21 protein-coding genes are annotated in these 21,157 nt (G+C 48.4%); 8 read left to right on the top strand and 13 right to left on the bottom strand.

Going from position 1 to position 21,157, the window contains the following annotated elements:
• Positions 1-9 precede the first annotated feature (9 nt).
• On the bottom strand, positions 10-1,248 hold the full coding sequence (locus tag EL216_RS02290) for an MFS transporter (RefSeq protein ID WP_085389854.1): 1,239 nt from the start codon (positions 1,246-1,248) through the stop codon (positions 10-12).
• Positions 1,249-1,552: 304 nt separating this feature from the next.
• Between EL216_RS02290 and panD the strand changes: the two genes are divergently transcribed.
• A complete protein-coding gene (gene panD / locus EL216_RS02285; RefSeq protein WP_085389853.1) occupies positions 1,553-1,936 on the top strand; it encodes an aspartate 1-decarboxylase in 384 nt (127 codons plus the stop codon).
• Positions 1,937-2,018: 82 nt separating this feature from the next.
• Complete coding sequence (gene kdsA, locus EL216_RS02280) at positions 2,019-2,861, top strand: 3-deoxy-8-phosphooctulonate synthase (RefSeq protein ID WP_085389852.1); 843 nt, start codon at positions 2,019-2,021, stop codon at positions 2,859-2,861.
• 177 nt (positions 2,862-3,038) lie between these two features.
• Here the strand turns inward: kdsA and lipA are convergent, their stop codons facing one another.
• From lipA to EL216_RS02265, 3 genes are read right to left on the bottom strand one after another with little or no spacing between them, the layout of a single operon-like run.
• On the bottom strand, positions 3,039-4,001 hold the full coding sequence (gene lipA, locus EL216_RS02275) for a lipoyl synthase (protein WP_085389851.1): 963 nt from the start codon (positions 3,999-4,001) through the stop codon (positions 3,039-3,041).
• Positions 3,998-4,618, bottom strand: coding sequence for a lipoyl(octanoyl) transferase LipB (gene lipB / locus EL216_RS02270; protein ID WP_085389850.1), 621 nt, complete (start codon positions 4,616-4,618; stop codon positions 3,998-4,000). Before lipB ends, lipA begins: the two co-directional genes overlap by 4 nt.
• Positions 4,619-4,620: 2 nt before the next feature.
• Positions 4,621-4,890 (bottom strand): HP0495 family protein, encoded by a 270-nt coding sequence (locus tag EL216_RS02265; RefSeq protein ID WP_085389849.1) that lies wholly within the window; start codon positions 4,888-4,890, stop codon positions 4,621-4,623.
• Positions 4,891-5,104: 214 nt separating this feature from the next.
• Between EL216_RS02265 and lon the strand changes: the two genes are divergently transcribed.
• The 3 genes from lon to EL216_RS02250 all read left to right on the top strand — a co-directional run bounded on the left by lon (position 5,105) and on the right by EL216_RS02250 (position 10,195).
• On the top strand, positions 5,105-7,552 hold the full coding sequence (gene lon / locus EL216_RS02260; protein WP_085389848.1) for an endopeptidase La: 2,448 nt from the start codon (positions 5,105-5,107) through the stop codon (positions 7,550-7,552).
• Positions 7,553-7,742: 190 nt separating this feature from the next.
• Positions 7,743-8,012, top strand: a complete 270-nt coding sequence (locus EL216_RS02255) for an HU family DNA-binding protein (protein ID WP_085389847.1) — start codon at positions 7,743-7,745, stop codon at positions 8,010-8,012.
• A 335-nt stretch (positions 8,013-8,347) separates the two neighbouring features.
• Complete coding sequence (locus EL216_RS02250; protein ID WP_085389933.1) at positions 8,348-10,195, top strand: SurA N-terminal domain-containing protein; 1,848 nt, start codon at positions 8,348-8,350, stop codon at positions 10,193-10,195.
• A 124-nt stretch (positions 10,196-10,319) separates the two neighbouring features.
• Here the strand turns inward: EL216_RS02250 and EL216_RS02245 are convergent, their stop codons facing one another.
• Together EL216_RS02245 and upp are read right to left on the bottom strand one after the other, a co-directional pair.
• Positions 10,320-10,637, bottom strand: coding sequence for a DUF2322 family protein (locus EL216_RS02245; RefSeq protein WP_085389846.1), 318 nt, complete (start codon positions 10,635-10,637; stop codon positions 10,320-10,322).
• Positions 10,638-10,711: 74 nt separating this feature from the next.
• Complete coding sequence (gene upp / locus EL216_RS02240; protein WP_085389845.1) at positions 10,712-11,338, bottom strand: uracil phosphoribosyltransferase; 627 nt, start codon at positions 11,336-11,338, stop codon at positions 10,712-10,714.
• A gap of 373 nt (positions 11,339-11,711) precedes the next feature.
• On the opposite strand from upp, the gene pgeF reads away from it, so the two are divergent.
• The 3 genes from pgeF to mpl all read left to right on the top strand — a co-directional run bounded on the left by pgeF (position 11,712) and on the right by mpl (position 15,617).
• Entirely contained in the window at positions 11,712-12,497 is a 786-nt protein-coding gene (gene pgeF / locus EL216_RS02235) for a peptidoglycan editing factor PgeF (protein WP_085389844.1), read from the top strand.
• 288 nt (positions 12,498-12,785) lie between these two features.
• Entirely contained in the window at positions 12,786-14,114 is a 1,329-nt protein-coding gene (gene brnQ, locus EL216_RS02230) for a branched-chain amino acid transport system II carrier protein (RefSeq protein WP_085389842.1), read from the top strand.
• 123 nt (positions 14,115-14,237) lie between these two features.
• Positions 14,238-15,617, top strand: a complete 1,380-nt coding sequence (gene mpl / locus EL216_RS02225) for a UDP-N-acetylmuramate:L-alanyl-gamma-D-glutamyl-meso-diaminopimelate ligase (RefSeq protein WP_085389841.1) — start codon at positions 14,238-14,240, stop codon at positions 15,615-15,617.
• A gap of 80 nt (positions 15,618-15,697) precedes the next feature.
• Here mpl and efp read toward each other — a convergent pair whose 3' ends face one another.
• The 7 genes from efp to EL216_RS02190 all read right to left on the bottom strand — a co-directional run bounded on the left by efp (position 15,698) and on the right by EL216_RS02190 (position 21,140).
• Positions 15,698-16,258: an elongation factor P gene (efp, locus tag EL216_RS02220; protein WP_085359345.1), complete on the bottom strand. Its 561-nt coding sequence runs from the start codon at positions 16,256-16,258 to the stop codon at positions 15,698-15,700.
• Between the two features lie 44 nt (positions 16,259-16,302).
• Positions 16,303-17,454, bottom strand: a complete 1,152-nt coding sequence (gene earP / locus EL216_RS02215) for an elongation factor P maturation arginine rhamnosyltransferase EarP (protein ID WP_085389840.1) — start codon at positions 17,452-17,454, stop codon at positions 16,303-16,305.
• A 428-nt stretch (positions 17,455-17,882) separates the two neighbouring features.
• A complete protein-coding gene (truB, locus tag EL216_RS02210) occupies positions 17,883-18,797 on the bottom strand; it encodes a tRNA pseudouridine(55) synthase TruB (RefSeq protein WP_085389839.1) in 915 nt (304 codons plus the stop codon).
• Positions 18,798-18,811: 14 nt separating this feature from the next.
• Complete coding sequence (rbfA, locus tag EL216_RS02205; protein WP_085389838.1) at positions 18,812-19,183, bottom strand: 30S ribosome-binding factor RbfA; 372 nt, start codon at positions 19,181-19,183, stop codon at positions 18,812-18,814.
• A gap of 142 nt (positions 19,184-19,325) precedes the next feature.
• On the bottom strand, positions 19,326-20,636 hold the full coding sequence (locus tag EL216_RS02200) for an MFS transporter (protein ID WP_085389837.1): 1,311 nt from the start codon (positions 20,634-20,636) through the stop codon (positions 19,326-19,328).
• Positions 20,620-20,823 carry a cbb3-type cytochrome oxidase assembly protein CcoS gene (ccoS, locus tag EL216_RS02195; RefSeq protein ID WP_085389836.1) on the bottom strand — a complete coding sequence of 68 codons (204 nt, stop codon included), beginning with the start codon at positions 20,821-20,823 and terminating at the stop codon, positions 20,620-20,622. The genes EL216_RS02200 and ccoS overlap by 17 nt, the downstream gene beginning before the upstream one ends.
• Complete coding sequence (locus EL216_RS02190) at positions 20,823-21,140, bottom strand: HLGFF motif protein (protein ID WP_085389835.1); 318 nt, start codon at positions 21,138-21,140, stop codon at positions 20,823-20,825. Before EL216_RS02190 ends, ccoS begins: the two co-directional genes overlap by 1 nt.
• Between the last annotated feature and the right edge of the window lie 17 nt (positions 21,141-21,157).

The raw sequence follows: 21,157 nt of genomic DNA, 5'->3' as shown, positions 1-21,157 counted from the left end.
CCTTCGGGGTTAAGCTTTTTCTAACTCGCGGCGTTTGGCTTTAAACGAAAAGTGCATCCAGATTAGTGATATGCATACCGTGCCGTAGAGCAGCATGAAGCTGGTGGAGCGTATGCCGGTCAAATCTTCCAATGCACCGAACATTATCGGCAGCAGGAAACCGCCCAAACCGCCGGCCAAACCGACGATGCCGGATACAGCACCGATGTTGGTCGGGTAATCGTCAGCCACGAATTTGAATACAGAGGCTTTGCCTACTGCCATGGCCACGCCTACGGTAAACATCAGAATGGTGAACACCACTACGTTCAGGCCGATGTGCATGCTCACGGAACCGCCGTGGGTGGTTTTAATCATCAGTTCGGTTTGCGGATAAGACAAAATAAAGAAGCATACCCAGCAAACCCACATCACCGCCCAAGTAACTTTATACGCACCGAATTTGTCGGAAAGATAACCGCCGAATGCGCGTAACACACCGCCGGGCAACGAGAAGCAGGCAGCTAAAAACGCAGCCGTTTGTAGGTTCAGGCCGTATTCGCCCACATAGTATTTAGTCATCCACAAAGCCAGTGCCACATAACCGCCGAATACCACAGAATAGTATTGGCTGTAACGCAATACGCCCGGGTCTTTCAAAAGGGCGAGCTGTTGACCGAGGGTAACTGAAGATGAAACCTTATGGCTGTCATCGCTGTAAGAGAAAAACCAGAAAAGAATAGCCGTGCCAAGCATAATGGCCGCATACACGGTAGGTACCAGATGCCAAGTTCCGTAAGCAATCAGCGCGGGGGCCAAGAATTTATTTAAAGCGGAACCTGCGTTACCCGCACCAAATACTCCCATCGCCAAACCTTGCTGTTCTTTCGGAAACCAGCGTGCCACATACGGCGTGCCCACCGAAAACGAACCGCCGGCCAAACCCATCACTAAACCGATAACCAAAAATTGCCAGAAATGGTCGGCATACTGCATCAGGAATACCGCAGGCACGCATGCAAGCATCAGTAGGAAAAGCACGATGCGGCCGCCGTAGCGGTCGGTCCAGATACCCAGCGGCACACGCACCAGCGAACCGGAAAGCACGGGAGTGGCCGCCAAAATACCGAATTCGGTTTCGCTCAAACCCAACTCGTTTTTAACGGGAATACCGACCACCGCCAACATCATCCAAATCATGAAGCAGACGGTAAACGACCATGTACTGGAAGCAAGCACGGCATAACGTTTGTATTTCAGAGAAGACATTATGGAAGCCCTTTCGACAGCACCACCATACAAAAATTAACGGTTGGTGCGAACTAAAGTAAATAATTTTTTACAGTGCAACCTTACGCCTCTATCTGTCTACTGAATATCGGCAGAAAGCACGGTGCGTTCCAAACATCGGTATAGAAAAGATTAGTCCGAAAGAGTAACGAACTAAGCCGTAAGGATTAGAAGCATTTTTTCAGACGGCCTGATATAAAGATTTTTCCAATGGGTGTACAATAACAGCCTTTTCAGACGGCCTTACCGCTTTTCCGCTTCACATTAAAAAAGAAAGAAAACCATGTTCCGTACCATGCTCGGCGGCAAAATCCACCGCGCCACCGTTACCGAAGCCGATCTCAACTATGTCGGCAGCATTACCATTGATCAGGATTTACTCGATGCAGCAGGCATCTGCGTGAATGAGAAAGTACAAATTGTCAACAACAACAACGGTGCACGCCTCGAAACCTACACCATTTCCGGTGAACGCGGCAGCGGAGTGATCTGCCTGAACGGTGCTGCGGCACGCTTGGTGCAGAAAGGCGATATCGTAATCATTATGTCGTATGTGATGATGAGTAACGAAGAAGCCGCCAAACACGAGCCGAAAGTCGTGTTGGTAAACGAGCAAAACAAAATCCGCGGCATCATTCACTACGAGCCGCCGCATACCGTTTTATAAGCAAACATCGAGGCCGTCTGAAAACAGTAGTGCACTGCAAAACCGTTTTCAGACGGCCTTCACAAACAAGCGAGGCCATATCATGAATGTAGCAATCAATCGTATCACCGTCGGCAACGACTTGCCGTTTACCCTGTTCGGCGGCATCAACGTGCTGGAAGATTTGGATTCCACCCTTAAAGCCTGCGAACATTACGTTAAAGTTACCGAAAAACTCGGTATTCCGTATGCGTTCAAAGCATCGTTCGATAAGGCCAACCGTTCTTCTATCCATTCCTACCGCGGAGTCGGCCTCGACGAAGGCATGAAAATTTTTGCCGCCGTGAAAAAAGAATTCGATGTGCCCGTGATTACCGATGTGCACGAGCCGTACCAATGTCAGCCCGTTGCCGAAGTATGCGACGTAATCCAACTGCCTGCATTCTTGGCACGCCAAACCGATTTGGTAGTAGCGATGGCGAAAACCGGCAATGTAATCAATGTGAAGAAGCCGCAGTTTTTAAGCCCTTCACAAATGAAAAACATTGTTGAAAAGTTTAAAGAAGCCGGCAACGAACAAGTGATTTTGTGCGAACGTGGCGCACAGTTCGGCTACGATAATTTGGTGGTTGATATGCTTGGTTTCGGCGTGATGAAGAAAACCTGCGGCAATCTGCCGGTAATTTTCGATGTTACTCACTCGCTGCAACAGCGCGAATCGGGTGCCGCCGCATCGGGCGGCCGCCGCAGCCAGGTGCTCGATTTGGCTCTGGCAGGCATGGGTACGCGCTTGGCAGGTTTGTTTTTGGAATCGCACGCGAATCCCGATGAAGCAAAATGTGACGGTCCGAGTGCGCTGCCGTTGGCGAAATTAGAAGATTTTCTGGTGCGTGTGAAAGCGGTTGATGATGTGGTGAAATCGTTTCCGGTGCTGGCGATAGACTGATTTTGTAAAATTTGATTTTAGGCCGTCTGAAATTTTCAGACGGCCTTTTGCTATACGGCAACGGCTGCCTAGATTGGAATAATCAAAATGAGCGGAAAGAAATCGAATGATGTCGTGTTCGATTTCTTTCCGCTCGTTTTTATTGTATCAAACAGCAATGAGTCGTACCCGGCTGAATCACAACTCCTTCAAAGCTTGAGAGGCTTGCTCGTCTGCGTGGTAACTGCTGCGTACCATTGCACCGATAGCTGCATTGGTAAAGCCCATAGCGTAGGCTTCTTTTTCAAATTCTTTGAATTGTGTCGGAGTTACGTAGCGCAGTACGGGCAAGTGGCCGTCTGAAGGTTGCAGGTATTGGCCGACGGTAATCATTTCGATATTGTGCTCTCGCATATCACGCATGATTTCGCGTACTTCTTCATCGGTTTCACCCAAGCCGACCATAATGCCGGATTTGGTGGGGATGCCGGGCTGCATTTCCTTATAACGGCGCAGCAGTTCAAGCGAGTGTTTGTAGTCGGAACCCGGGCGTGCCTGTTTGTAGAGGCGCGGATGGGTTTCGAGATTGTGGTTCATCACATCGGGCGGTGTGCGTGAGAGGATGTCGAGGGCGATATCCAAACGTCCGCGGAAATCGGGAACAAGGATTTCGATTTTGGTATGCGGGCTTCTTTCGCGAATGGCGGCAATGCAATCGGCAAAGTGTTGTGCCCCGCCGTCGCGCAAGTCGTCGCGGTCAACCGAAGTGATCACAACGTAGCGCAGATTCATAGCTGCTACGGAGTCGGCGAGGTTTTTGGGTTCGTCGGGATCAAGCGGATTGGGTCTGCCATGACCTACGTCGCAGAAAGGGCAGCGGCGGGTGCAGATGTCGCCCATAATCATGAAGGTGGCGGTACCTTTACTGAAGCATTCGCCGATATTGGGACAACTGGCTTCTTCGCAGACGGTATGCATTTTTTGATCGCGAAGGATGTTTTTGATTTCAAAAAACTTCTTGCCGGAAGGTAGTTTGGCGCGAATCCATTCGGGTTTTTTGAGTTTTTCTTCAAGCGGAACGATTTTGATTGGAATACGGGCTGTTTTCGCTGCGCCTTTGTGTTTTACGCCTTGGCTGTTGTCTAATTTATTTTCACTCATGATACGGTGTCTTTCGGGGCGAGTTGTTTGATGAGGTGTGTGGTAAGTTTTTCTGCTACTTCGGCAATTGAAGGGCACGGGTTGAGAAAATCGGCCATCTGAACCATTTCCATACCCGCATATCCGCAGGGGTTGATGTGGGTGAACGGGCTTAAATCCATGTTTACATTGAGTGCAAGGCCGTGATAAACCGAACCGTTTTTGATGCGTAGACCGAGTGATGCAATTTTGCATCCTTTTACATATACTCCAGGGCGGGCGGGATCGGCCTCCGCTTCAATACCGTATTCCTCCAATGTGGCAATAATGCTGTTTTCAAGCGCGGATACAATATGGCGGACGCTGGTTTTGCGGCGTTTAAAGTCAATCAGCGTATAAACAACCAATTGGCCCGGGCCGTGATAAGTAATTTGCCCGCCGCGATCGATTTGCACTACGGGAATATCGTCCCGTATCAGCAGATGTTCCGGTTTTCCCGCCAGCCCTTGCGTGAATACGGGAGGATGTTCCACCACCCATAATTCATCTTCGGTATTGTCGGTGCGCGAGGCATTGAATGCTTTCATCGCCTCAAAAACGGGTTGGTACTCGGCCAGCCCCAGTTGCACGATTTTCATGGTTACAGCACCACTTTCACCAAAGCGTGCGAAGTTAAGGCGCGATAGATGTTGTCGAGCTGTGTTTGGTTGGTTACATAAACTTGTACGGTTGCGCCCAAATAATTGCCTTTGCTGCTGGGGCGTACGTTAATATCATGGGGTTGCGTATCGGGTGCGTGCAGGCGTACGGTCTCCAAAATCGCCGATTCGAAATCAGGATGTTGCGCTCCCATTACTTTTAAAGGGAAAGTACAGGGAAATTCAATCAATGTTTTGGTCTCTTCAGACATAATACTTCCTTAATTGAGGCCGTCTGAAAAGGTTTCAGACGGCCTTTAAGCGATATAATCAATATTTAGATTTAAGCAATATTTTAACGCAAACATTATGGCGTTGCATCTGGTGTCAACATGCATCTGCCGAACCGATTTTTCAAGACTTGAAATAAAGCCGTTCAGCCCAACTTAGGCCGCAACTGAATTATTAACCGACTAGAGATGAAAAATGGCAACAGACAAACATTCTGAGGAATACATTGCACTGGCTACCTTACCGCTGCGTGATGTAGTGGTGTATCCGCACATGGTGCTGCCCTTGTTTGTGGGCAGACCGAAATCTATTGCCGCACTCGATATGGCAATGGAAAAAGACGAGCCGGTATTTTTGCTCGCCCAACGTGATCCTAACGATGAAGAGCCGGATCCGAAAGATTTGCACAAAATGGGTACCGTCGCCCAAGTTTTACAAGTATTGAAACTACCTGACGGAACGGTAAAAGTATTGGTGGAAGGTATCCGACGCGGACAGGCGCTTACCGTTGAGGATGCGGGTGAATTTTTTCTTGCCCATGTTGAAATGGCAGACGATATTGATGTCGACGGTACCGATATGGAAGCGTTGCGTCGCACACTGCTTTCGCAGTTCGATCAGTTCGCCAAATTGAACAAAAAAATTCCGGCCGAAGTGATCAGTACTATTCACGGCATTACCGATAACAGCCGTTTGGTTGATACCGTTGCAGCACATTTGCAGTTGAAATTGGAACAACGTCAGGAAGTATTGAATACGGTCAGTGTTGCCGAACGCATGGAGTATCTGCTGGGCCAACTTGAAGCGGAACTCGACATCATGCAGGTCGAGAAACGCATCCGGGGCCGCGTGAAGCGTCAAATGGAAAAATCGCAGCGCGAATACTATTTGAACGAGCAGGTTAAAGCCATTCAGCGTGAATTGGGCGAAGAAGACGAACGCGGCGAGCTGGAGGCGTTGGAGAAGCAGATTAAAGAAGCCGGTATGACCAAAGAAGCCGAAGAAAAGTGCTTGTCCGAGCTTAAAAAACTGAAAATGATGCCGCCGATGTCGGCCGAATCTACCGTCGTGCGCAACTACATCGACACCTTGCTTGAACTGCCGTGGAAGAAAAAATCACGCGTAAGCAAAGATTTGGCCAAAGCAGATTTGATATTGAATGCCGATCATTACGGCTTGGAAAAAGTCAAAGAACGCATTTTGGAATATTTAGCCGTGCAAAAACGCATGGATAAAATCAAAGGCCCGATTTTGTGCTTAGTAGGTCCGCCGGGGGTAGGTAAAACCTCGTTGGGTGAGTCTATCGCCAAAGCAACAGGCCGCAAATATGTGCGTATGGCTTTGGGAGGAGTGCGCGATGAAAGCGAAATCCGTGGACACCGGCGCACTTATATCGGTTCTATGCCGGGTAAAATCCTGCAAAATATGGCAAAGGCCGGTGTGAAAAATCCGCTTTTTTTATTAGACGAAATCGATAAGTTAGGCAGTGATTTTCGTGGCGACCCCGCCAGTGCACTTTTAGAGGTTTTGGATCCGGAGCAAAACAATAAGTTTGCGGACCATTATGCTGAAGTTGATTATGATTTGAGCGACGTGATGTTTATTGCAACATCAAACAGCTTAAACATTCCTCCCGCATTGCTTGACCGTATGGAAATCATCCGCTTGTCCGGCTATACCGAAGATGAGAAGATCAATATCGCGATGCAGTACCTTGTTCCTAAGCAAATGAAACGTAACGGCGTGAAAGACGGGGAATTGATTATTGATGAAAGTGCGGTGCGCGACATCATACGTTATTACACCCGAGAGGCAGGCGTACGTTCGCTTGACCGCGAAATCGCTAAAATCTGCCGTAAAGTAGTGATGAAAATCACTTTGACAGAAGATAAAAAAGCTGTGAAAACAACACGTAGTTCAAAACCGAAAGCCGTAAAGGTTAACAAGGAAAATCTACATGACTATTTAGGTGTCAGCCGTTTTGATTATGGTGTTGCAGAAGATGAAAATCGCGTAGGCCAAGTAACCGGTTTGGCATGGACCGAAGTTGGTGGCGAGCTGCTTACTATTGAAGCGGTGGCTTTGCCGGGTAAAGGTAATATTTTGCGTACCGGCCAATTGGGTGATGTGATGAAAGAGTCGGTATCGGCAGCTTGGAGTGTCGTACGTTCACGTGCCGAAGCAGTCGGGCTTTCTCCTGATTTTTACGAGAAAAAAGACATCCATGTCCATGTGCCCGAAGGAGCTACGCCGAAAGATGGTCCGAGTGCCGGCATTGCGATGACTTTGGCTATGGTATCTGCTTTTACACAGATTCCGGTACGCGCAGATGTGGCCATGACCGGAGAAATCACTTTGCGCGGTGAAGTATTACCGATTGGCGGATTAAAAGAAAAGCTGTTGGCTGCGCTTCGCGGAGGCATCAAGCATGTGCTGATTCCGAAAGACAATGTCAAAGATTTGGAAGAAATTCCCGATAATGTTAAAGACGGGCTGACGATTCATCCTGTTAAATGGATAGAAGAAGTATTGGCTTTCGGATTGGAACGCCAGCCGGAACCTTGGAAAAATGAAGGAACCACCGAGGATTCTACACTGTCCAAATCACGTAACAAGTCAAGCGTAAAGGCCACCAAGCATTAAATTTATATGTGGGTGTTGTAAAAGATGCGGTGATTGATAAAAATTCTTTGCAAATCTTCAAGATTCCGCATCTTTTAGCTTGACACGGCGATTTTAGGCTTGTTATAAAGTCGTAGACGTACAAGATTTGTACCTTAAACGCCCGATAGTTGGGGCTTTCATTATTTCAAACGATAGAAAGGGACTTATTGTGAACAAGTCTGAATTGATTGAAGCCATTGCTCAAGAAGCTGATATTTCTAAAGCTGCCGCAGCCAAAGCTTTGGACGGTATGATGAATGCCGTTACCAATGCACTGAAAAAAGGCGACACCGTAACTTTGGTCGGTTTCGGCACTTTCTACGTTGGTGAGCGTGCTGAGCGTCAAGGCCGTAATCCTAAAACCGGTGCTCCTTTGACTATCGCAGCCGCTAAAACTCCGAAATTCCGTGCTGGTAAAGCATTGAAAGACGCGCTGTAATATTTGGATTTTAGATAATGTGTTTTCAAAAAAGCAGACATATCCGTCTGCTTTTTTTGTTTATTGTTTTCAGATGGCCTGAGAAAACGTTAAGAAGAAAAATATGGAAGATTAATTGAATCAAGTCATCATTTCAAATAAAGGTCCTTATAGCACGGCAATGCAAAGAAAGTAGGGTTCGAATGATTAAATATATCGGCTAAATGTATCGGCGATACTCTGATAGGGTAGTTCAATTTTCCGGCATTTAAATATGCAGTCTTTCTGCAAAAATGCACAGTATTCACGAAACACTGTTACAATGCGGTTTTACTTTTCCACTCTATTTTCAGACTATGTTTGTTACCGTAGAAAAATACAGCGGCCCGGCGAAAATTTTGCTGGGATTAATAGCACTTACATTTATCGGTTTCGGTGTTAGTACCGTAGCTTCGCCCGGTTCGGATTACATTGTTAAAGTTGGCGATCAAAAAGTAAGCGAACATGACTTAAACAACGCTATGCAAAATGTGCAGGCAACAGGTGGCAATGAATCACGTGATGCTATTTTCGAAGTTTTGGTACAGCGTGCGTTGTTAACCGAAGGTGCGAAGCAGATGGGCATTACTGTTTCACCGGAACAGTTAAAACAGATTATTGTAGATGATCCTAGTTTTCATGATGCCGAAGGCAAGTTCAGCCAAGCTTTGTTGAATCAGTATTTGAGTCAGCGTTACCTTACCGAAGACCAGTTTGTTGAAGAAATACGCGCTCAGTTTGCTTTGCAAAATCTGATGAATTTGGTACAAAACGGCACATTGGTCAGCGATGCTCAAGCCAAACAGTTAATTGGGTTGACGCAGTCTGAACGTACCGTACGCACAGTTTCTTTCAACCCGCAAGAGTTTGCTTCACAAGTCAAAATTGATGATGCGGCACTGAAAAAATATTACGAAGCCAATAAAAAAGATTATGTGATTCCCCAGGCAGTAAAACTGGAATATGTGGCATTGGATGCTAAAGATTTAGCTGCAAAACAGGTGGTAAGTGAAGAAGAATTGCGTGCGGAATTTGAAAAAAACAGTAAAGCAATCAAACCCAAGCGAGAAATAGCTCATATACTTTTCCCTGTGGAGCAGGATGCTCCCGATAATGTACGCATGGCTGCTAAGGCTGAAGCTGAAAAGGTATTGGCTCAAATTAAAGCAAAACCGTCAAAATTTGCTTCTCTTGCCAAACAACATTCACGTGATATTGCTTCTGCTGAAAATGGAGGAAATCTCGGCTATCTGGCGAAAGACGGCGGTTTGTTGAAAGAATTTGAAGACAGCGCATTTTCGTTGAAGAAAGGCGAAATCAGTGATTTGGTTCAGACGGCCGCAGGCTATCACATTATTACTATTTTAAATATTCAAGACACCCCTTCATTCGACCAGGAAAAAGGCCGAATCGAAGCCGAATTGAAACAAAAGAAAGCAGTATCTGCATTTAACGAAGCTAAAGAAAAATTGGCAGAGGAAGCTTTTAACCATCCGGAAAGTTTGATTGAAACGGCTAAAAAAACCGGTCTGAAATTGGAAGCACCTGAAGATTGGTTGACTAAAGAAAACGGTAAAGCAGCCGGAATGCCTGATAATCTGATTAATGCGGTATTCAGTGAAGATGTGATTAAGAAAAAACACAATTCTGAACCGATAACTGTAGGCGAAGGGCTGATATGGGTTGTTCGTGCCAAAGAGGTACGAGAGGAAGTCACCCAGCCTTTTGAGCAGGCTAAAGAATATGTGAGGGCAGATTATCTGCGCACAGAAACTGCCAGGCTCGCAGATACTCAAGCTAAACATGCTTTAGCCGAATTACAGAAAGGCGGCAAACCTGATTTGAAATGGTCTCCCGTATCCCAGCTGACTGCTGAGCAGGCTCGCCAATCTATGCCTCCCGGGGCATACGGTCAATTAATAAAAGCACGGCCGGCTAAAGATAAACCGGCCTATGTGTTGTTGTCTGATTTGCCTGCGCCAGTATTGGTGGAAGTGCAGGCTATTACGCCTCCTCAACGTGTTGACGAACAGCTCGTTCCGGCTAAACAGGCATTAACCGAAATCCAAACAAAAAATGCGTATAACAGTTTGTTGACTTATTTACGCGGTAATATTAAGCAGCAGCAGGGTGCTCAAAAAGTGAATAACAGCGCAACAGAATAGTATTCGCTTTAAGATGATAAAAGCGGAACCGTAAAATAACGGTTCCGTTTTTGTTTTTAAAAATAATAAAATCTTTTGAAAAGGACAAGGTTATCTCATCATGAAATCCATATGGATTTGCGGGTTAAGCAGTCAAAGGTTTCAACTGTAACTTAAGGTTTTCTGCTTGCACTTTAAATAGCAGATCAATATTAGGATGTTTGCCCGGGTTGGCTTGAGCATCGGTTACATGCTCGGCAAACCATATTAAGCCGCGTTTGGCTGTCTCTGCATTTAACTCATGATTAAATTCTTGTGCCAATGCATTGTAAAGTTTGAGCGAGCCGAGCTTACCCGGCGCGGCAGGAATATGGTGAACAACTTGCCCATCGGAGTCGCAAACATCTAATCCGCTCAAATGGTCGATAGCAGGCATGGCGGCAAGGTTTTCTTGAAAATTCATAAGTGCTTTCTTTGTTCGATGGAAGGCCGTCTGAAGCTTTTCAGACGGCCTTCCGTGATTAAGGGCAAAGATATTTAACGGGTGCCGAAAATTTTATCGCCGGCATCGCCCAAGCCGGGCATGATATAGCCGTGTTCGTTTAAGTGGCTATCGAGTGCGGCGGTGTATATCGTAACATCAGGGTGGGCTTCGTTAACCAGTTTCACGCCTTCCGGAGCGGCAACCAGCACGAGGGCTTTGATGTTGTGGCAGCCTTTTTGTTTCAAGAGATCGATGGTGGCAACCATAGAACCGCCTGTGGCAAGCATGGGATCGATAATCAGGGCAGGGCGTTCTTCCATGCTGTCAACGAATTTTTCAAAATAGGAAACAGGCTTCAGTGTTTCCTCATCGCGTTGCAGGCCTACTACGCTGATTTTGGCAGTGGGAATCAAGTCGAGTACGCCGTCAAGCATGCCGAGGCCGGCGCGTAGAATCGGTACGACGGTCAACGTTTTGCCTTTGATGCGCTCGCCTTCTATTTCACCGCACCAGCCGTCGATAATGTATTTTTCAGTATCGAAATCACGGCTGGCTTCGTAAGCCATCAATCGGGCGAGTTCGGTGGTTAAGGTGCGGAATTTATAAGTGCTGCATTCGGCTTCGCGCATCAAGGTTAATTTATGTTTAACCAACGGATGGTCAATGATGGTAACTTTCATGGTGTATCTTTCTCGGCATTCTTCGCGGCGTTATTATAGAACGTTGGCAGGTACGATAAAAGCGGTATTGTCAGGTTAATGGGACAAAAGCATATAAACAGATGTTTTGATTCTATGTGTATTTGCTAAATTATTTGTAAGGAACGGGTGAAATCTTTATTTAAGCGATATTCGGAATGCAAATGCTGTTAAAAGCACGGTAAGTGTGTAGGCATAGATATATTCATTTATAGCGTAAGATTGATAGATACCATGAAAAGATTTCAGGCCGTCTGAAAAGTGCGGTTTGGCCGGCTGTGTTTGTAAGCTCACTCCGCTTCCTTTATTATCTTGCCTTTGTCTTGCTTCAGGCCGTCTGAAAACAAGGAATTTTATGGAAAAATCGTTTGATTTAAATGCCGCTATCGGTATCGGTACACACGATGTCCCGTTTTTGCATGCCGACTGGCCGGCACCAACTCATGTGAAAACACTTATTACTACCCGCAACGGCGGAGTGAGCGAAGGAGTGTTTACAAGTTTGAATTTAGGGGCGCATGTCGGCGACAATCCGCTTCACGTAGCCCGAAATCGTGAAATCGTGCAGCAGCAGGTCGGTTTGCCGGTGGTATATCTGAATCAGATTCACGGCATAAGTGTCGTGAATGCGGCAGAACATATCGGCAATGTGCCCGACGCAGATGCAGCGGTAGACAGCAGCGGCAAAGTAGCTTGTGCCAGCATGACGGCAGACTGTTTGCCCGTGTTGTTCTGCGATAAAGCAGGCACGGTAGTGGCGGCGGCACATGCGGGATGGCGCGGTTTGGCCGGCGGGGTGCTGCAGAATACCATTGCGGAGATGAACGTGCCGCCGGTTGAAATTATGGCCTATCTCGGCCCGGCCATCGGCCCAGATGCTTTTGAAGTGGGGCAGGACGTGTTCGATGCTTTTTACGCCCGCATGCACGAGGCGGAAAATGCATTCGAACCTATCGGCAACGGTAAATATTTGGCCGATATTTACACGCTGGCCCGCATCACGTTGCGGCGGGAGGGTGTGAGTATGATTTACGGCGGCCATCATTGTACCGTGCTGGAGCGCGATACCTTTTTTTCTTACCGCCGCAACGGAAAAACCGGCCGCATGGCCAGTATTATTTGGTTGGAAAAGGCCGTCTGAAACTGCTTATCTGAAATTCAGACCAGCAGGATGGTGGTATTTATCGCTTTTATGATTGTGTTGTGCAAACAATATCGGCTTTTTTTGAATTTTGACCAAATGATGCTTGATTCTCGGTTCAAAAATCAAAAAAATGCCTGTATTTATTCAAATATTGAGAGATTGTTTTTATATTTTGCAGAAGTATCAGTTTTTTCAGGATTTCTGCTATATTCTGCCAATTCACACGTTTTTACAATGAGTGATGATTTTTAAATTTCAGTAATAAAGAAAGAAAAAGGTGTTTGTATGAGTACCCCAAACGCACATACGAAAGCAACGTTCGTGGCCACCGGCCTGATGCTGTTCGCTTTGTTTTTTGGTGCGGGTAACCTGATTTTCCCGGCTTTGCTGGGCCAGCAGGCCGGCAGTAATATTTTCAGCTCGGTTACAGGCTTTTTGCTGACAGGCGTGGGATTGCCGTTGTTGGGTGTGATTGCTATCGGCTATTCCGGCTCCCGCGATGTGCAGGATTTGGCTTCGCGCGTTACACCGTGGTACGGTATTTTATTTGCTTCGTTGCTTTATTTGTCTATCGGCCCGCTGTTTGCCACGCCGCGCACGGCAACGGTGTCTTTTGAAGTCGGTGTTGTACCGTTTCTCGGAGAAGAAAATAAAACGGTTGCACTGGCAGTTTTCAGTATTTTATTTTTTGCTGTTTCTTACTGGCTGGCGATGTCACCCGGCAAGCTGGTCGACCGTATCGGTAAAGTGCTAACGCCGATTTTGTTAATTGCCATTGTGATTCTGGTCGGTTATGCGGCCATGAACCCGATGGGTGAATTACAGACAGCTCAAGGCGAATATGCTTTGCAGCCGTTGGCAAAAGGTATGATTGAAGGTTACGGTACCATGGATGCACTGGCTTCTTTGGTATTTGCCATCATTGTAATTGATGCCGTGCGTGCAATGGGCGTAAGCAACAACCGCCAAGTGCTGGGGCTTACCGCCGGAGCGGGTTTGATTGCCGCTGCTTGTTTGGCCGTGGTTTATGTGTTTATCGCTTATATGGGCGCAACCAGCGTAGCGGGGTTGGGCTTGCAGGAAAACGGAGCTGCCGTATTATCGAAGAGTGCGCAATTTTATTTTGGCGATGCCGGTAATATATTGCTTGCCGTGATTGTATTTTTGGCTTGTTTGACCACTTCCGTCGGTTTGATTACTTCGTGCTCCGAATATTTTAACCGTTTGGTTCCAAGTGTTTCATATAAAACATTTGCTGTTATTTTCACATTGGTTTCCTGCGGTTTGGCCAATAAAGGTTTGGCAGGCATCATTAGTTTTTCGATTCCGATGCTGTTGCTGCTGTATCCGCTTACCGTAGTGATCATTTTATTGGCGTTTTTAGATAAATTTTTCAACGGCAGCCGTTTGGTTTACATATGCACCATCTTCTCTACGCTGATCGTGGGTTTGTTGGACGCGTATAAAACAGCATTCGGCTTCAGCCCCGAAACTGCCAAAGCCATTAACAATACATTACCTTTCTACGATATCGGCTTAGGCTGGATTGTGCCCGCTTCCGCCGGTTTTATTTTGGGCTGTATCTTAAATCTGGCCATTAAGAAAAAAGCCTGACGGCAGAATGATTGCCAAAGGCCGTCTGAAACCGGTTTCAGACGGCCTTTTTGTCGGCAGGTCATATCCTAAAGCCTGTTGAAATCGGCTATAATTCCACTTTTTCGAGCAACGAAACATATCATGAAACACATACACATTATCGGTATCGGTGGCACATTTATGGGCGGCGTTGCCGCTATTGCCAAAGAGGCGGGTTTTAAAGTAACCGGTTGCGATACGAAGATATACCCGCCGATGAGCACACAGCTTGAAGCCCTCGGTATCGGTGTTCACGAAGGATTCGATGCCGCACAGCTCGATATTTTCAACGCAGATGTGTATGTGATCGGTAATGTGGCCAAACGCGGCATGGAAGTGGTGGAGGCCGTCTTAAATCGCGGCTTACCTTATATTTCAGGCCCCCAATGGTTGGCTGAAAACGTGCTGCACAGCCGTTGGGTGCTGGCCGTAGCCGGCACGCACGGTAAAACCACCACTGCATCCATGTTGGCATGGGTACTCGAATATGCAGGATTGGCTCCGGGCTTTTTGATAGGTGGCGTGCCGCAAAATTTCAGCGTATCGGCCCGTCTGCCGCAGGCTCCGCGCCAAGACCCACAGGGACAGTCGCCGTTTTTCGTGATTGAGGCCGACGAATACGATACGGCGTTTTTCGACAAACGCTCTAAATTCGTTCACTACCGCCCACGCACCTGCATTCTGAACAATCTAGAATTCGACCATGCCGATATTTTTGCGGATTTGGCTGCGATTCAAACCCAATTCCATCATCTCGTCCGTACTGTGCCGTCTGAAGGGCTGATTGCCTGCAACGGCACCGAACAAAGTTTGCGCGACACCTTAGATAAAGGCTGCTGGACCCCCGTAGCATTTTTCGGCAGTGAAAACGGTTGGCAGGTAGCGAATGTGGGCGAAGACGGTTCATTTGATGTGTTGCTGGAAGGCAAGCGGGTAGGGCATGTGGCTTGGGACATTATCGGCGGACACAACCGTATGAATGCACTGGCCGTTATTGCGGCTGCCCGCCATGCCGGTGTGGATATTCAGACGGTCTGTGAAGCGTTGGCAGAATTTAAAAACGTAAAACGCCGTATGGAAATCAAAGGCACGGTGAAAGGCGTTACGGTTTATGACGATTTTGCCCACCATCCCACCGCAATCACCACTACTGTGGCGGGTTTACGGCAGAAGGTAGGCAAATCCCGTATTCTCGCCGTGTTGGAGCCACGCTCGAACACCATGAAACTCGGCACGATGAAAGCCGCATTGCCGGAAAGTTTGGCGGAAGCCGATTTGGTATTTTGCTATGCGGGCGGTGTGGATTGGGATGTTGCCGGCGCTCTTGCGCCGCTTGGCGGCAAATTGTACACAGGCAAGGATTTTGATGCATTTGTGGCGGAAATTGTGAAGCACGCTCGAGAAGGAGATCATATTTTGGTAATGAGCAACGGAGGTTTCGGCGGTATTCACGATAAACTGCTTACTGCTTTGCAGGTCTGATAGGAAAGTAATCATGAATAAAAAGGCCGTCTGAAAAGTATTTTCAGACGGCCTTTTGTTGCTGTGAGGCAAACTATATATTAAGCACGTTTGCGGAATTCGCCGGTGCGGGTGTCGATTTCGACTTTGTCGCCGTTTTCGATGTAGGCCATTACTTGGATTTCGGTACCGCCGACCAAACGTGCGGTTTTCATCACTTTGCCTGAAGTGTCGCCTTTAACGGCAGGCTCGGTGTATTCCACTTCGCGCACGATGATAGTAGGCAGTTCTACGGAGATCGGGTTGCCTTCGTAGAAAGTTACTTCGCATACGTCTTCCATGCCGTCTACGATGAATTTCAGTGCGTCGCCGATGTTTTCGGCTTCGATTTCGTATTGGTTGAACTCTTCGTCCATGAATACGTACATGGGGTCGGCAAAGTAGCTGTAAGTACAGTTTTTGCGGGCCAGAATCACGACGTCGAATTTGTCGTCGGCTTTGTAGATGGTTTCGGTGGCTGCGCCGGTCAGCAGGTTTTTCAGTTTCATGCTGACTTTGGCAGAGCTGCGGCCGCCTTTGATGTATTCGGTTTTTTGTACCACCATCGGGTCGTTGCCGACCATAAATACGTTACCTGCGCGCAGTTCTTGTGCGGTTTTCATGTTGTGTTTCCAATCTGTGATTCGGTAAAAATAAACGCGTTATTTTAGCGGCGTTCGATAAATTTGGCTAGTTTTTCGATGGCAGACGGCTGTTCGAAAAGTGTGTTTTTCCAATCCGCGACACTTTGCCGCCATTCGTTGGCATGCCGCTGCAAGGCTTGCCATGCTTCGAGGCGTTGCGCGGGTGTTAGGGAGCGTGCGCCGTTGAGTTCGTCCGACAGGGTTTGATGTGCCGTCTGAATATTATCGGGGTAGTGCGCATAGGCTTTGTGCCAAAAGGCGTGCAGTTTGTCGATATGCACGGATTCTTCCTGCGGGTAGATGTGCCAGAAAAAGGGTTTGGCGGCGAATTGGGCGCGCACGAAGCTGTCTTCGCCGCGGATGATAAGGCCGTCTGAAAGGTGCAGCAGGCGGTCGAAATCGCTTTGCGGAATAAACGGAATCTTAACCAGCTGAACCGAGGCCGTCTGAAAAATGCTGCCGCTTTCGGTTAAGGCATTTTGCGGTATGGCTCCGGCGGTTTTCAAGCTGTCGATAATCTGACCGCCCGCCAACAGCAGGGTAATCGGCTGCCCGGCTTGCTGCCACATGGCCAGCCATTCGGCCCAAACGGGGCTGTGATAGCCGAACAGCAGCCATTCGGGGGCGGTTTTCGCGGGGAGTTGCAGGGTTTCGCGGAACGTATGTCCGTTAAAAAGGCAGCGTGTTTCGTAGTCTTGTTCGCGTAACAGGCCGCCGCTCCGTTCGCCGAAGCCCATAAACCAAAAATATTTTTGCAGGCCGTCGGCTTGGGGCGAGGGTAGGGCGTGGAGTTTTTCGTTGCTGTCTTCGGCGCTGAGGTATTCCCAGTTGAGCCATAAGGGACGGTGTCGGCGGATAACTGCCGAAACATCGGGCGGTAAATCGCAGGCGAAAGTTTCGATAACGATGTGCGGCGGCGGGGCGTTATCCAAGCCGTCGGCACGCTCTGCCTGCCATGTTCGCACGGTGATGTGTTGATGGGTGCAGGGCGTAGCGGGCAAATCGGGGCAAAGGGCGCGCAGGGCGGCGGTATCGTCCATCCATAAATGCACCTGCCAGCCCAGTTCGAGGGTGAGCATTTGTGCCAGCCGCCACGACACGCCGATATCGCCGAAGTTATCGATAACATTACAAAACAACCAGCAAATTTGAGGGAATTTTTTTTCAGACGGCATAATGATCAGGCTTAAATATTGGTCGGATAAGGGTTTATGTTGATCCTGGGTTTGTCAAGAGTGAAAACAGCTTTTATCCACATTGGCAGTATCGTGATATGACACCTCTACGGTAAGAAGGCTTGACAACTTTAAAAACAATTTAACCATTTGATAAATATAAATTTTATAAAAAGGCTTAAATTTTGTGCAACTATGTAGACACCCTGATTTTTCGGGAAAAGTGCCTGTATTTCACATACTGTCCACAAACTTATCCACAGCTTTTGTGAGTAACCGTGAAAGGCTCGATGGGGCTTGATTTTAGGAGTTTAGCATATTTGAAAAGGGGCTAAATCGGGCTGCGTAAGAATAAAAATTTTATGGTTACGGCCTTTGTAGGCCGTCTGAAATCCGAGTTTTTACTTCAAAATAGCAGCTGAATAATGTTATCTGTTTTCAGCCGTATTCATGAGCCGCAAAGCTTTCAGACGGCCTTGCTCGGGCAGATATTCCGCCAGACCGATAAAATTGCCGTCTTCTGCATAAACCCGAACTGGTGTACTTTCCGGCACTTCCTCCTGATAGTCGGGCCGTTGGCCGAATTTCAGCATTTTCACCCTGCTTTCGGGTAGGGTGATGCGGGGCAGGTGGGAAATCAAAACGTCGCATGGCAATAGCAGAGCATCACGTTCGGGTTCGCTTGAAGTTTCCAATTGTTGGAGAGTATGGGTTTCGCCGATGGTAAAACCGGCGGTTTCGGTACGGCGCAAGGCGGTCAAGTGGGCGAAAGTGCCGATGTGTTTCGCAATATCTTCGCTCAGGGTACGGATGTAAGTGCCTTTGCTGCAACGCACGTTAATAACAGCTTGCGGAGCGGTAAAATTTTCAATATCAATGGAATAGATGATGATGTCGCGCGGTTTGCGCTCGATAACGATGCCTTTGCGGGCATATTCGTAAAGCGGTTTGCCTTCGTGCTTGAGCGCGGAAAACATCGGCGGCACTTGGTGGATGGCTCCGGTAAGTGCTTGGCAGGCCGTCTGAAATTCTGTAAGGGAAATATCGGCGCGGGCGGTAGCAATGATTTCGCCTTCGATATCGCCGGTGCTGGTAGCCTCACCCAGCTTTAAGGTGGCGGTGTAGGCTTTGTCGGCATCAAGCAGGTACTGGGCAAACTTGGTGGCTTCGCCGAAGCAGACCGGCAACAGGCCTGTAGCCAGCGGATCGAGTACGCCCGTGTGTCCGGCTTTTTCGGCACGGTAAAGGCGGCGGGCTTTCTGCAAGGCGGTGTTGCTGGACAAGCCGGTGGGTTTGTCCAGCAGAAGCACGCCGTTTACGGGGCGTTTTTGCGGTTTGTTCATGCTTTCGGACGGCCTTAGTCTTCTACCGGTTTTTCTGCTGCAACTTGTTCGATCAGATGTGAAATGCTCATGCCGCGCTCCAGCGATTCGTCGTATTTGAAGTGAAGCTCGGGGATTCGGAAAAGCTTGATGCGTTTGGCCAGTTCGCTGCGCAGATAGCCTTTGGAATGCTCCAATGCTTCTTTGGTGATTTCACGGGTGCTGTCGTCGAGCACGGTGTAATACACGGTGGCGTGGCTGTAATCGCGGGTAACGTCTACTTCGTTGATGGTGATGAAGCCTGCGCGCGGGTCTTTCAGGCCGGTGCGTACCAGCTCCGCCAGTTCGCGCATAATCTGCTCTTTTACACGGTCTTGGCGGGCATAGCCGCGTTGTGGTTTTCTCATGATATTCCTTAATAATCAATGATGCCGTCTGAAAAAAGTTTCAGACGGCCTGAGTAATCAATAGCCGTAATTATAGCTTAAAAGCGGATGGGACGGATAAGGTAAGGCCGTCTGAAAAAGGTTTTCAGACGGCCTCGGTTATTTATGCCAAACCTAAATAACTTTTTAAGTCTTTCCAGAATTGCGGTTCCAGCTTCAGCAGATAAGCAATCAACGGCAGGTTGCCCAAAGCCACGGCGAGATAAAGCAGCGTAATGCTGTCAAACAGCCACAGCAGCGCGGCACTTATCAGCGCGGCGGTTACCATAAACATACCGTTGACGATGTTGTTGGCAGCAATGGCGTGGGCGCGGAAGGTGTCGGTGCTGGCGGTTTGCAGCCAAGTGTAAAGCGGCACGGAAAAGAAGCCGCCGAAAAAGCCGATGGCAATCATGGTGAGCATGACCGGATAGGCATTGGCTTGCGATAGAAACCACATGATTCCCTGCAGTTCGGTAAAGCGCCGGCCGTGGGTCAGCCAAACCAGCAGCAGGCCGCCGGCCGTTAATCCGATGGCACCGACCGTTACCAAGCCCAGATGCAAACGGTGGTGGCTGATTTTGGCACACAACACCGAACCTGCGGCAATGCCTATCGAAAACAGGGCCAGCATCATGTTGAACACATTGTCGTTGCCGCCGAGATGGATTTGCGTGAAGGTCGGCAGTTGGGTGGTATAAACCGAACCGACAAACCAAAACCACGAAATGCCGATAATCGCCGCATACAGTTTGCGTTGGGCGAAGGTGTGTCGCAGCAGCGCGAATGTGCCGCGGATAATGTTCGGCTCGATACGGGTTCCGGTGTCTTTAGCCGGTACGGAAGGCATAAACAGGCTCGCCAACGTGCCGCCGACCGCCACCAGCATCACCAGAGTGCCGACAATATGCGGCGGCACACCTGCCACGGCGGTGCCGAGAATCTGGCCGAGCAGAATGGCGATAAATGTGCCCGATTCAATCAGACTGTTGCCCATAATCAGTTCTTTATCGTTGAGGTAGTCGGGCAGGATGGCATATTTCAACGGGCCGAACAGTGTCGACTGTGTGCCCATGCAAAACAGGCAAAACAAAAGCAGCGGGGCGGATTGGATGTAGAAACCGAAAGCCGCCACCGACATCACCAAGATTTCCAGCAGCTTGATTACCCGCGCCAGAAGGGCTTTGTCGAATTTGGTACTGAGCTGCCCGGAAATGGCGGAAAACAGAAAATAAGGCAGAATAAACAGCAATGCGCCGAGATTTAGCATTTGGCTGGCGGGTAAAATATCGTTTTTGCCCAAGCCGTAGAAGCTGATCATCACAAAAAGCGCGGTTTTGAACAGATTGTCGTTGAATGCGCCGAGAAACTGCGTGCCGAAAAGCGGTGCGAAACGGCGGCCGGTGGAGAAGTTCAGATTATCTTTCAGGCTCATTTTGATTGTCTTTTTCTTGATCAAAGTCGGGATTCAGCCTGTCGGTAGAGTCGTCATCCATCAGGATGCGGTGGGCAGGGCCTTCAAGGTCGTCGAATTGTCCGGTTTTACCAGACCACCAGAAAAAATAAGCAATCAGAAAAGCCAAAATAATGCTGATAGGAATCAGGATGAATACGCTTTCCATTACACCATTCCCGTTAAATCGTTAAGCACCAACGTTTGGCCGCCGATGCTGAAATATTCGTTGCGGATTCGGCCGATAGCGGATTCGTCGTCGAACAAAGCGACGCAATCTTTCTCGACCGCCCAATAAAGAGGCTGCGCGGCATTTTGATAAGGTTCCAGCGCATGTACGGCGGCGGTGTTTTGCGGAGGTTGCTCGCTTTGCAGTTTTACCGCAAAACGGCCGCTTTGCGGCGGATTTTCCGATTCGTTGTCGGGCAACATAATCAAAAAGCCCAGATGTTCGCCTGCTTGGGTGTGGATACTGAAGTAGTGCATGATGGTTTTCAGACGGC

This window comes from Neisseria animaloris, from assembly GCF_900637855.1.
Classification (GTDB): Bacteria; Pseudomonadota; Gammaproteobacteria; order Burkholderiales; family Neisseriaceae; genus Neisseria; species Neisseria animaloris.
The sequence above is the reverse complement of the archived record's forward strand: the minus strand, read 5'-3'. Positions and strand labels throughout refer to the sequence as shown.